This is a genomic window from Neptunomonas qingdaonensis, from assembly GCF_900113275.1.
Lineage (GTDB): Bacteria > Pseudomonadota > Gammaproteobacteria > Pseudomonadales > Balneatricaceae > Neptunomonas > Neptunomonas qingdaonensis.
This window is the reverse complement of record NZ_FOOU01000002.1, coordinates 86,571-98,790: the sequence shown is the minus strand read 5'-3', so window position 1 is coordinate 98,790 and position 12,220 is coordinate 86,571. Positions and strand designations below refer to the sequence as shown.

Annotated in this window: 9 protein-coding genes; 3 read left to right on the top strand and 6 right to left on the bottom strand. The window is 39.9% G+C overall.

The features are described 5' to 3' along the window. Positions 1–2 precede the first annotated feature (2 nt). The 6 genes from BM099_RS03390 to asnB all read right to left on the bottom strand — a co-directional run bounded on the left by BM099_RS03390 (position 3) and on the right by asnB (position 8,578). Entirely contained in the window at positions 3–1,316 is a 1,314-nt protein-coding gene (locus tag BM099_RS03390; RefSeq protein ID WP_090724465.1) for a glycosyltransferase family protein, read from the bottom strand. A 9-nt stretch (positions 1,317–1,325) separates the two neighbouring features. After that, positions 1,326–2,393, bottom strand: coding sequence for a glycosyltransferase family 4 protein (locus BM099_RS03385; RefSeq protein WP_090724462.1), 1,068 nt, complete (start codon positions 2,391–2,393; stop codon positions 1,326–1,328). Between the two features lie 814 nt (positions 2,394–3,207). After that, entirely contained in the window at positions 3,208–4,227 is a 1,020-nt protein-coding gene (locus tag BM099_RS03380; protein WP_090724460.1) for a GNAT family N-acetyltransferase, read from the bottom strand. 12 nt (positions 4,228–4,239) lie between these two features. Next, positions 4,240–5,442, bottom strand: coding sequence for an aminotransferase class I/II-fold pyridoxal phosphate-dependent enzyme (locus BM099_RS03375; protein ID WP_090724456.1), 1,203 nt, complete (start codon positions 5,440–5,442; stop codon positions 4,240–4,242). Positions 5,443–5,484: 42 nt separating this feature from the next. Then, positions 5,485–6,636, bottom strand: a complete 1,152-nt coding sequence (locus tag BM099_RS03370) for a right-handed parallel beta-helix repeat-containing protein (protein ID WP_090724453.1) — start codon at positions 6,634–6,636, stop codon at positions 5,485–5,487. 43 nt (positions 6,637–6,679) lie between these two features. Next, positions 6,680–8,578, bottom strand: coding sequence for an asparagine synthase (glutamine-hydrolyzing) (gene asnB, locus BM099_RS03365; protein WP_218150136.1), 1,899 nt, complete (start codon positions 8,576–8,578; stop codon positions 6,680–6,682). A 227-nt stretch (positions 8,579–8,805) separates the two neighbouring features. Here asnB and BM099_RS03360 point away from each other — a divergent pair, with 227 nt between their 5' ends. Genes BM099_RS03360 through BM099_RS03350 form a run of 3 tightly spaced genes read left to right on the top strand, consistent with a single transcriptional unit; the run spans position 8,806 to position 12,085 of the window. Continuing rightward, positions 8,806–9,057 (top strand): acyl carrier protein, encoded by a 252-nt coding sequence (locus BM099_RS03360; protein ID WP_090724450.1) that lies wholly within the window; start codon positions 8,806–8,808, stop codon positions 9,055–9,057. Between the two features lie 17 nt (positions 9,058–9,074). After that, the gene (locus tag BM099_RS03355; protein ID WP_090724448.1) at positions 9,075–10,838 is read left to right on the top strand and encodes a hydrolase 1, exosortase A system-associated; all 1,764 of its coding nucleotides are present in this window, start codon (positions 9,075–9,077) and stop codon (positions 10,836–10,838) included. Further along, positions 10,808–12,085 carry a glycosyltransferase gene (locus tag BM099_RS03350; protein ID WP_090724445.1) on the top strand — a complete coding sequence of 426 codons (1,278 nt, stop codon included), beginning with the start codon at positions 10,808–10,810 and terminating at the stop codon, positions 12,083–12,085. Before BM099_RS03355 ends, BM099_RS03350 begins: the two co-directional genes overlap by 31 nt. Positions 12,086–12,220 lie beyond the last annotated feature (135 nt).

The window sequence follows — 12,220 nt, the reverse complement described above, 5'->3', positions numbered from 1 at the left end:
TTCTAACGCGATGTTTGTTGAACAGTGTTTAGCAAAGAGAATAGTTTTTTCGCCATTTCTTTTCTAGTATGATTTTTTAACCAATCTATTCTTTCTGCATTTTCATCACATTCATGATTATAGTAAGTTAAGTTCTCAATGACTTTGATAAACTTATCTGTATCTCCTTGTTGAATGAAATATCCTGCATTTAAAGTTTCAACAATCCTCGCAGCTTCTCCGTATACACCATGAACAATAATAGGTTTATTTGATGCTAAGTAATCAAACAATTTTCCTGGTATATATCGTTCCATGTTCCTATCTGTAAATAAAACTAAAGCATCTGCACTTTGCATTTTTAAATGTGCAATGTTCCTTGGTTGAAAGTCCTCTAAAAATATCTTTTCGGTATATTTGAATTCATCAATCTGTAACTTTGCTTTTTTTGAACACCCACCCATTATGTTTAAAATAAAATCAAAATTAATTGGGAAATCTGGAAGTGAAGTTAATGTTTTTTCTAGGTCTACTAGAAAATCTTTAGGGAGGGTAGCATCTGTAAGCATACCGCAGTACATCAATGTGATTAGATTATTTCGAGGCTTTATTACTGATTTTTCAGATGCAGTAACATGTTCGCTAAATTCCCAGCCGTTAAATATAACACAGGTCTTAGTAGGTTTTATGTTAAATACATTTATTTGGTGTTGTCTCATACTTTCTGTTGTGAAAATAATGTTGCTCGCCTGTTTTAAGCAACGGTTTTCCCAAAATTGATCAGAGTTACCTAGGGTAACAAAAGAAAAAGGATTTTCTGACCACTCGTCACGATAATCAAGTATTAAGGGAACTCTAAGTATTTTTGAAAGATAATAACCTGCGATAAACAGATCAAAAGAAGGTCCGGTGGCTATTATTGTTGAGGGTTTTTTATCTTTATAAAGCTCCAGAGATGTTTCAATTGCGTCTAGTGCGGAAATTATATCTCCATCAGTTCTAAATGAAACCTTCCAACTAGGATTTAAATATTTTCTTTTTATGAAATAAATAGAGCAGCTTTGAGGTATTTGATTTTTCAAGTGCATACCAGCTTCTGAATACGGTGGAGGGGTTTTTATGGTTAAAAAATCTATAGACCAGTTGTTCTCTGCTGCGTATTTCGCCCAAGAAATTGGTCTATAAACACCACCAGAAACATATGGAGGTAGTCTTGGTGCAAGTACCAATACTTTTTTATTTATAGACTTTCTAGTTTTACAAGGCAGAATAGACTTTGCTTCATACTTAAGTATCTTTTTATAAAATTGGAAAGTATCTATTAATATTTTCATCATAGTAATTATTTATTTATTGCCTATTTTGGCATAAACGCTGAGTAGTTTTTCAGCAGTTCGAGGAATGGAAAATTGTGTAACTGCTTTATCCCGATTATGAGCAGCCATTTTTTTTACTTTACTAGGGGAATTGAGTAATGTGACAATATTTTTAACTAGATGCATCAAAGGTTGCTGCGGGTCAAACATAACCGCCCCCTCAGTATCAATATAATCACTAATGCCGCCTACATCCGAGCATACAATTGATACTCCACAGGCCATCATCTCTAATATTGCATTATTAGCAGTACAATCTTCTAACGGCATAAAACCAATAGTTGCATTCTGATATACTGTTCTTAATTCTTCATCTGTAATTCTAGAGTGCAACACGACATTGCTAAAATCTTTGAATATTTCATTAAATTCTTTCGGAATTAAAAAGTCAAAAAATACTTTTTCATCGCCCAATTGATGGGTTAATTCCCTAACGACACTTAATAATAATTCCATATTTCTTAATATGCCGCCTACACTTACTATACGAAAATTATTATTGTTGGGTCTTTTTTTGGAAGGCCTAAAAAAATCAGTATCGACGTGATGTTGTACTACAAATATTTTATCATCGGACAAATATTGCTGGAAATAAGGTTTTTGATTGTTTGCCATTAAAATTACAGCATCTAATGTTTTAACTACCGGAACACTAACACGTTCAATAAGGAGTTGCGGCGGGTAATGATATGTTGCAATGATTTTTTGCTTGTTTCGCTTCCAAGTGGGGGTGTAAAAATAAGTATCTTCCCCGTAAATAAAGTGGCAAATCCCCGGCTCTTTAGAGCGAGTGGTCGGTAGAGCTAGGAGTTCCGGAATTAATCCTTCATCACCAACTGCTTGGGGCCTTAAAAGATGAAGTCGCCATTTTAAAGCCATAGGTAACCATTTTATGATTCTGCCCATTAATTTGGAATGTGCTTTTTTAAGGTCTAATGCCTCAAAAACTGTATTGTAGCCAGAGTGAGAAGCGTGGTGACCTATTCTGCGATGTACATAGGAAACATTAAGTTTTGAAACAGAATTAGTATTCTCCATGCAGTTATTGCCTTAATTATTGATAATCTTTTATGTATGTTATCGGTTTATAATTTCAATTGCTATTCGTTGCTATGATTAAATTTAAATATTTCTATGTTTTCCGAGATGGTCTATCGTTACGTTAGTCAGCGATATTCAATGTTTAGTATCTTCTTTTTTTATTACTAAGTATCGCAATCAAGTATTGCAAGGAGATGTTGGATTTCGATTGCGGGATTAGATCTGCAAAAGTGCTAAACTTTTGAATTTGAGATATTAAAGGGTTTTGTTAGCGAAGGTTACATCTGGGGCCTAGATTCCGGACTTTTTTATTAACCGCGATACCCTATCTTTTCAAAGTATTAGTTACATTTGATGATGAAGTACAGAAAGAATGCTCAACTTTTGCTCGGATCTTAGCCTTCGTATGCCCAATACTCATTATCACTTTATTGACTTTTCTTCCCTTAAGATGTCGGCTATATGCCAATCCACCTTAATTTCTTTTTTTACCAATGCCTTTTTAGTCTTAGTCTTCAGTTGCATATTCTGTCTTGATTTCAAAAGTATTTTGACCGATTGATTATTGTTCTTACTTGTTTTTAGGGCTTTTTTGTTTTTATACTGCCCTGGTTTTTAATGTATTTTTAATAAAGTGGACATCTAAAAATATTATTACTGTTGTTACAATGATTTAGTCCCTTTTTAAGAACTAAATAATTCTGAATATCATGATTTTGTGGATTAAATATTGTAAATATAAATAAATCCTATTGCCATAAGAGGTCTCATTATTTTTATTTTTTCATCTGTTTTTCTAGATGATTTCATTTTACTTTCTAATGATTTTTTTGATTTTCCTAAAAAAAGTACCAGCCATTGAGTAACTATTGATATGATACATTTGTCGCACCTCATCACTCCATCGCGTATGCCATTCCATTACTTTTCCGTAAAACTCTACTCGTTGAATATATTTTATTTCAAATAGTTCTCTAAAAGCATCCTGACGCATAAGTAATGCTGGTGAAGATATCTTTATTGTCTCGTCATAAGTGGTTTTTAAAATAATAATAGCGCCTCCACCCGTGATGCACAAATCAGTTGCTACAAGGTCCTCATTATACCAATATTGATACACCATGCATTTTTTACGACTAGCAAATCTAGTGAGCATATCGACATAAAACTGTCCTTGTACGTTGTTAATACTGATGGCTGTATTACCTTCTGATTTCCATCCTGCGCTTTCGAGGTTTCCATAGGCTTCAATCGAAGCGTTAATATCTTCTGCTTTAGTTAACGTTATTAGCTTCGTAGAAAAGCCCTCCCTCGTAAGGCGGTTACGTTGTTTGTTAAGGTTTTGCCGCAGGTTCTTGCCGCGTGATCCCCAGTAGTCGTCAAAGGTCCCCGTCAAGCTCACACGGGCCGTTTCTATATAGGGGATGGTTAGTAACTTACTCTGTTGTGGTTTTGCGAGGATATCTGGATCCTGCTGTGTGATGCTGAAGCACAATGCAGGGAATGGCAATTCTTTGCGTAGTGACTCCATGTAAAACTCAGTAGTTTTGTTTCTGTTTTGTAACCAGCAACCGATAGGGGCTTGAGATGGCTGAAATGTACTCCAGTTTCCAATACTGGATTCAACAATTATGGCCATTGCTTCAGGTTTACTATCACTACCATGAATAGCAATTTTCTCTTTTCCAGTCGAAAATGCACTAATTAGGGGTAAGATGAAATCACTATCTAATAAGGGAGTGTAATGTGTCTGTTTATTGAGCAGATCCCATTGATTTATCCAAGAATTAAATTTATCGATTGGATAAAATTGCCAGTGTGCCTCTTTCATTTCATCCAATCCTTATTTGATCGTTTTCTTAATGGTGATGATCATCCAATTTAACTCTTGATTAGTTAGTTCCTGATGGCAAGGGAACTGAAAAACATGCGCCGACAGAGCTGTGCTGTTTGGGCAAAACGCTTCAGTAATTTGTTTATCCAGATACTCACCAAAACGCCAGATAGGAATTCCTTGTTTTTTTAGCACATCAAAAGACTGTTCAGGTGCGTCTACATACAGAGGGAACACTAATGGAACAAAGCCATTTTCTATTTTTGTAAATAATGGGTGCGCAGTTGTAAGGCCGGATAGTGCTTCATGTATTTTTTGATAATTTTCTACACGTTTTTCGATGATAAGCTTCGTATTACTTTGCTTGATTATAAGATTGGAGGCTACTGAAGTGCTTTTATGAATCCAGTCTTCTTCCAGTCCGTAACCACCATCCGAGGAAGCAGGGCTGTTACACGTGTAGTGCTCGCCACTAACCGATTTAATATTGTTCCATAACCACTCTTTCACTTTCAGTAATGCATTAATCCCTTTGCCTGCAATACCGAAGCGTTTATAGTAGATAGCACGTTCGATGATGTTAAAAAAAGCTTTGATTTGGAAGATAAGTGTAGGCTTCTTTAGGTTCACATTACCTAATGGGCGAGTCGACGATGCTAGTATACCTCCATCATAGCATGGGAAAAACTTCATACTACTTGCGATTGCATAATCTCCGATACTGCCTACAACCTGGTTATTTAATGACCCAAAAAAAGCGTGTGCACAATCCTCTATTAATATTATATTGTGTTCATTGCAGACTGCTCTGATAGAAGTCAACTCCTGAAGAAAACCAAAGTAATGCGTTACGATTATAGCCTTGGTTTTGGGTGTTATATTTAAAATAATATTGTCGACATTTATCGAAGTGTTTATATTTATTTTATAAAATACTGGGGTAGCGTTTCTCCAGTGAACCGGAGAGATCATCGATTCACAGTGGTAGGCAGGTACTAATACTTCGTCGTTTTTAGCAATACCGGCATGTTCTAATGCTATCGCAATGGCTGCTCGGCCACTCGTTAATTGCAATTTATTGCTACACCCTAATATTGATTGTTGCTTCTTAGTTTTGGATGTGACAAATGATAACGATTTTACTGATAACACCGGAGCCAAAGGAATTAGCGGAGTGAGGTACTCGGTAAGGTTGCTTTTATTATCACTCATAATTGAACGTTACTTTCCTAATAGTTTTATTGCTACGTAAATTTAAGGCTGGCTGAGTCTTTTTGGTAACATTGGGTATTCCTCAAGTCCTGCCTCTTTACGTGTTTCAAAGATCAGATTGAAGCCTGGTAACTCGGGTATTTTTTCGGCCACTATTAAATTGTTTCGTAATTCGGGTATCTGTGTGTTTGGATGCCTGTGCAATAGTGTATTTGAGCCGATACGCTCAAGAATAAATACATTATTCACCAGCTTTATCGAATTTATAGGGTATCTTCTCTTTTCTAACGCATAGCCTATCATGTCACCATTAGCCGAGGTTGGCCCTTGCTGCAGGATTGAATCTGATATTTCCAGAATGCCGCCGTCCGATATATCGATTAAGCGACTGTCAATCGATGAAAGTGACGCGATAATGCTATCGGTAATACGTGTAATCGCTGCTCTGGATTTGATTTCGTGTCCCTCGCTCTTGGCTGCAACAAATAGGCTTTTATCAATGCTCAATTCACCACCACCTATGTAAATTCCATGCGCCTGTCCATTTTTCCCAAGTAGTTCAAACCGACTGTCTTTTATGATTACAGAACCAGGGTTTGAACCTGTTAAGAGACCTTGTTGGCTGTTATGAAAATATACATGTTTGAGTATTAAATTTTTTCCTTCGAGGCGGACACAGGCTCCATTATTGTCGCGAACCTGTATGTTCTTGCACTCGATATTATTAATGGTGGTGTTGTTTCCTTTAATGACGATGGCGCCTTTGCCTTCTGCCGCAGCCTTTTCTATGACGACATGTCCGTTACCGATTACGCTTATATTATTTGCTCTTATCACTAAGGGCTGAGTATATACTCCCGCACCAATGATGAGTGTTTCTCCATCTTGTAGTGACCCTGCTGCTTTAGTCAGTGTTTCGTAGGAACGATTACCGATATGGATACCGCTGGATGTGAGTTTCTGGGTTTGGTTGGGTAACCATTCAGGGAAATTAACGCCTAGCTCTGTTTCTAATGAATATTGAATTTTCTCCGCCGCTAAAATTGGAAAACGCTGCACCACTTTATCGCTTATTAATGCACAGGCTTTACGCACAAGGTCAGGTTTTAACAGGTAAGCGGAAACAGCGGCGAGGTGCATCACTAGCCCGGCCGCTGCAAAGTATAAAAGTATCAGTGACGAAATGCGTTTCATTTTGACCTCATTATGTATAAAAGGACTTGCAATTGATTCTTGCCTAAGGCCTTTCACCATGCGCTTCTAGCCACAGTTCCAGTACTGTCAGAATCCAGATCAGCTCACCGTAATAGACGGCATGGCCTTCACGATGTAATTTTATCAATTTATCTAAAAATTCAGCTCTGAAATAGGGGCGGTTTTTTAATTTAACCAAACTATCATAAGCCAGTTCCTGTAAGGGTTTGTGGGTTTGCATCCAGACCCCAAACGGTAATCCAAAACCTTGCTTTTTCTTGGTAATAGTTTCCTGCGGTAGCCATCCGGTTAATGCTTGTTTGTAAAAATAGCGTAGCTGTTGCCCTTTAAGCTTCCATTGGTCAGGTATTTCGCCAGCGAGAGTCAATAGTGAATCATCCAACATAGGGTAGGCGACTTCTACACCCGCCAATGCGCACATATGGCTGACTTTACATAAATCATTATCGGCCAGTGTGAATTGCCAGTCCAGATAAAGCATCCGGCTTAACGCGGATGCATTTTCTGGTGCCTGATAAACCGACTCAAGCAGCTCTAACGGGTAATCTGTTGATATTTGGTTAATAAAAGCATCATTAAATATCTCATTAGGCGCATGCTGATTAAGGAAATTATAGTTTTGCATTCGGCCGGGAAGAGAAGTATTCGCCTGATTAACGTAACTGCGTGCTTTATTTACCAGGGGTATCTGGCCGGGAATCATGCGCAATACTGGTTCGAAAAGCGCTGTTCGAAGAGGTTTGGGTATGCAACTGTATTGCTCAAACACTTTTTGCTTCGCGTATCTCTCATTACCAGCAAATAATTCGTCACCTCCATCACCTGCAAGCAGGCGTTGCACACTATCTTTGGCTGCTTCTTTTGCACAAAAATAAGCAGGGAGTGCTGAAGAGTTACCAAAGGGTTCATCATAACTGGTGGCTATGCTTGGCAGGGCGGCGACAACATCTTCAGGTGTTACATAGTACTCATGTAACTTTACCCCAAAGTGTTTTGCTGTAATGCGGGCGAAGGCCATTTCATCGTAGCCTTCAGCCGAAAAACCGATTGAATATGCATGTGCTTCGCTATCGCTCAGTTCGCTCAGCATGCCGGTCACCGTTGAGCTGTCTAACCCGCCGCTTAAAAACGCTGCTGTTTTTACGTCTTTATTAATCGCTTTTTTAACTGAGTCTTTTAGGGTACGGCGTAGCTCATTACACATATCATCGAAACTACGTTGTTGCGTCTGTTTAAAGCTGGGTGTCCAATAGCGTTCAATGCTGCTTACACCGTCCTTCAGGTGCAGCGAGTGGGCCGCTTGCATCTTTTTGATATTCTCAAATGTTGATACCGGGCTGGGTACCATATGGAAGTACACATAGTTATACAGAGCCTGCGGGTTGAGTTTTTCATCGATAGCATCGTGGGCCAGCAGTGCACCCGCAGAGGTGCCAAAAATAATTCCTTGTTGCATATGCTCGGCGTAATATAACGGTATGCTGGCTAATCGATCGACGCCAGCCGTCAGCGCACCTTGGATGCTATCAATGATGACAAATGCAAATGATCCATGAATAAAGTGGCTACATGTCTGGCCGTGTTCTCCGTATGCGTGAAGCAATGCTTCTGCGTGCCCTTTCTCGTTAGCTAGATGGGCTAATGTAGTGTCGTACCATTCTGGTTTACCAATTATTGTGACAAGTAAGTTGTCCCGCGCTAACAGATAGCTGTTAGACCCCAAAAAACTGTTGTTGCTATGCTCTGAAACAAAGTTTGCTCGTGTGTTTAATGCTGTCCGCATGTTCTGACTATTTCGAGTTACTTCATCAGAGTGTTGCGTGCTATTAGCGTTATACAACCAGCCGTAAAAAGCAGGGGTCAGCAGTGAGTTGTGCATTAAAGTTGTTTTTGGTACTCCTGAGGAGGCATTCCTTGTCATAAAATTTTCCGCTTGCTGCATCGCATCAATTAAAAAGCTCATTAGAGAGTAGGGTCGGCAAGATATTAAATGTATTTAATAAGTGTATCGTCCTTTTTTTGATTGTCGTTAAGCTTGTACCTCTATAATAGCGTTTTATTACGAAGTATTTTGTGTGCTTCCTAGTAGATGCTAACATGGCGCACTATTTATATTTAAGCTCAATGTTAAATTTTTAGGGGGTTTGTGTGGTTACGCTGAATGAAGTGAAAGAAATAGTTGGTGAAGTGTTACAGTTAGGCGATCGTATTGATGGCTTTGATGAATCAACGCCATTATTAGGCAGCGTGCCTGAGTTTGATTCTATGGCGGTTGTTATGGTATTGACCGCTATTGAAGAAAACTTTGGAATCTCTGTTGATGATGATGAAATCAGCGCTGAAGTGTTTGAGACGATGGGTGCACTCCTTGAGTTTGTTAATGCAAAAGTAAGCGCATAATTCACGATACTAATTTTATGATGCCTCAATTTGTTTCAGGCCCCGCTGGTCAGCTATTTATTACACTCTATTCGTCTAAAAATACCGGTCTCTCAGATGAGTGGGTGATTCATCTGCCTGCGTTTGCAGAAGAGATGAATAAGTCTCGCAAAATAGTGCGGGATCAGGCTGTCGCACTCGCTGATAAAGGCGCTACAGTGATTGTTCCTGATCTATTCGGCACAGGCGATAGTGAGGGTGATTTTGGCCAGGCAGATTGGGATATATGGAAACAGGATGTCCGTTTTTTAATCCAATGGGCTGTTCACCAAGGTGCGAGGCTAGTGACTTTATGGGGGTTGCGTGCCGGTGCTTTATTGGCATTAGATCTGTATCAGGATAGCGCATTATCTATTCATCGTTTACTGTTATGGCAGCCTTTCCACAGTGGTGAGCAATTAATGACGCAATTTCTGCGATTACGGATGGCAGCAGGTATCTTGTCTGGCGAGCCGCAGACGGTCACTCAATTGCGTGAACGTCTTTATGGTGGAGAAACCATAGAAGTAGCTGGGTATGATGTTTCGCCTGCATTGGTAAAGCAACTCGACCAGATAAATCTCAAGCAGTTTACATTTCCCTCGAATGCAAATATTGACTGGTTTGAAGTGGTTAATAAAGTCGATAAGCCTTTATTACCGGTTTCACGTAAATTGATTGAGGAGCTACTCGCGCAAGGTCTTGATGTTCGTGCCACTACAATAGAAGGCGAGCCATTTTGGGCAACCCAAGAACTGGTCCGTGCCCCTTTATTGATCGAACGAACTACAAATGCGATAGCCGAGGTAAATAGTCGCTTATCTTCGCAGCTGGTTTCACCCTCATGTAATAAAGATCATCCTGAACAGACATTTCTCTTTGATTGTAAGGGCGATCTACTGTCTGGGATTTTGCATCCTGGTGGATCCGACGTCAAAACAGGTGTGTTAATTGTCGTCGGTGGTCCGCAATATCGCGTCGGAAGTCATCGTCAGTTTGTTCATCTATCTCGTGCGTTAGCGGCGCAAGGTCTTCCCGTGATGCGTTTCGATTATAGGGGGATGGGAGACTCATCGGGTGAATTGCTGGGCTTTGAGCATATTCAGGCAGATATTCGAAGCGCAATTGATGCATTTATAAATAAGCAGCCTGAAATACATCACGTTGTGATCTGGGGGCTGTGTGATGCAGCTACGGCCGCTGGTTTTTATGCAGAGCAAGATGAACGGGTCGCGGGTTTAGTCTTATTGAATCCCTGGGTACGCAGTGAAGAGGGCGAAGCAAAAGCTTATTTAAAGCACTATTACCTACAGCGCCTCATATCTAAACAGTTTTGGCAAAAAGTGGTTTCAGGTGACTTGAATGTCGGTGACTCTATCGCTTCATTGGTTGATAAGGTTCAACAGGTTGCAGGTAAAGTAGAATCGCAATCAGTAAATCAGCCAGTTAGCGAGTCAGAAAATCAAACATCAATGTTAGCTAATGCGGCTGCTGGTATTACGCCATCTTCTGTTAATCTGGCTGAAAAACTACAAGCATCACTAAAAGCTTATCAGGGGCCTGTGTTATTGATTATCAGTGGGAAAGACCTGACGGCCGCAGAGTTTGATGATGCGGTAAATGCGTCCAGACCATTTCGTAAGTTATTAAGTCAGAAACGATTCTCACGAGTCGACTTGAAGAGTGCTGACCATACATTTTCACGGCGTGAATGGCGCGATGAGGTAGCTGTATGGACAGTAAACTGGGTACAAAAGCTCTGAAAGGTGTATTAATGATCGCTTATCATTACCCACCGGTTCAGGTGAGTAGTGGCTTGCAGCGCACCTTGTCTTTCTCACGATATCTGCCTGACTCAGGCTGGCAACCATTGGTATTAACGGCTTGTGAAAGTGCATATCCAACAATTAGTAATGATCAGCTTCAGGATATTCCTGTAAGTCTTAACGTACAGCGCGCTTTTAGTTTGGATACTGCGCGGCATTTTTCGTTCAAAGGGCGCTATTTTAACTGGATGGCATTGCCTGACCGTTGGATTAGCTGGTTGCCATTTGCTGTGATTGCCGGGTTGCGAATGATCCGCCAGGAAAGGCCTTCCGTTATTTGGTCAACCTATCCATTAGCCACTGCACATTTGATTGGTTGGGTTCTACACCGGTTAACCGGTTTGCCCTGGATCGCGGATTTTCGTGATTCGATGGTGGATGATGTGTTTCCTTCCCCTGGGATTCGTCGTCGAGTCTACCAATGGGTAGAAAAGAAAGCAGTTGAAAGTTGCGATTTGGCTGTATTTACTACGCCAGGTGCTGTTGAGTTATATAAGCAGCGTTATCCTCATCTTTTCTATGATAAATGGCATATCATACCTAATGGATATAATGAAGAGATCTTTCAGGAGGTTGAGCAGCAAAGTGTTCAACCAAATGAGGTTGGCAGTCCATTGATCTTGATTCATAGTGGTGTCTTGTATCCGTCTGAACGTGATCCTGTAGCCTTTTTTCAAGCGATTGCTGAGTTGAAGGCGAAAGGCCAATTGTCGGCTCAACGGCTGTGTATTGTGCTCAGAGCTACCGGCCACGATGAACTGTATAGCCCTCTCTTGAAGGATGCAGGAATTGATGATGTTGTGAAACTGGCTCCGGGAATGCCGTACAGGGAAGCATTGTCTGAAATGATACAAGCAGATGGTTTGTTGATTTTCCAGGCCTCTAGCTGCAATCATCAGATTCCAGCTAAATTGTATGAATATTTTCGTGCGCGGCGTCCTATTCTTGCGTTTACTGATAAGCAAGGAGATACCGCAAAAGCTCTGTTAGAGGCTGGCATAAAGACAGTGGTGGCCTTAGATGATAAAGATGCGATTAAAGCTGAATTTATGCATTTTATATACGCTTTAGAGGAGGGCACAGGATCGGTCGTTTCAAAAGAAAAAATTGATCAATACTCCAGAAGGTCTGCCTCAAAAAAGCTGGGTGAGTTGCTCGACCGTATATGTTGTGAAGGCAAATAATACAGTTGCATAACTTAAGGAATTTTTAGTTGTTATTTAATCATGAATGTTATTAATTGTTTTTTGTAAATATATAGAGTTTTTTGTTAAGAGTTTTTATTTCTTGCTGATATTGTAATCAAAATTTAGTTTTAT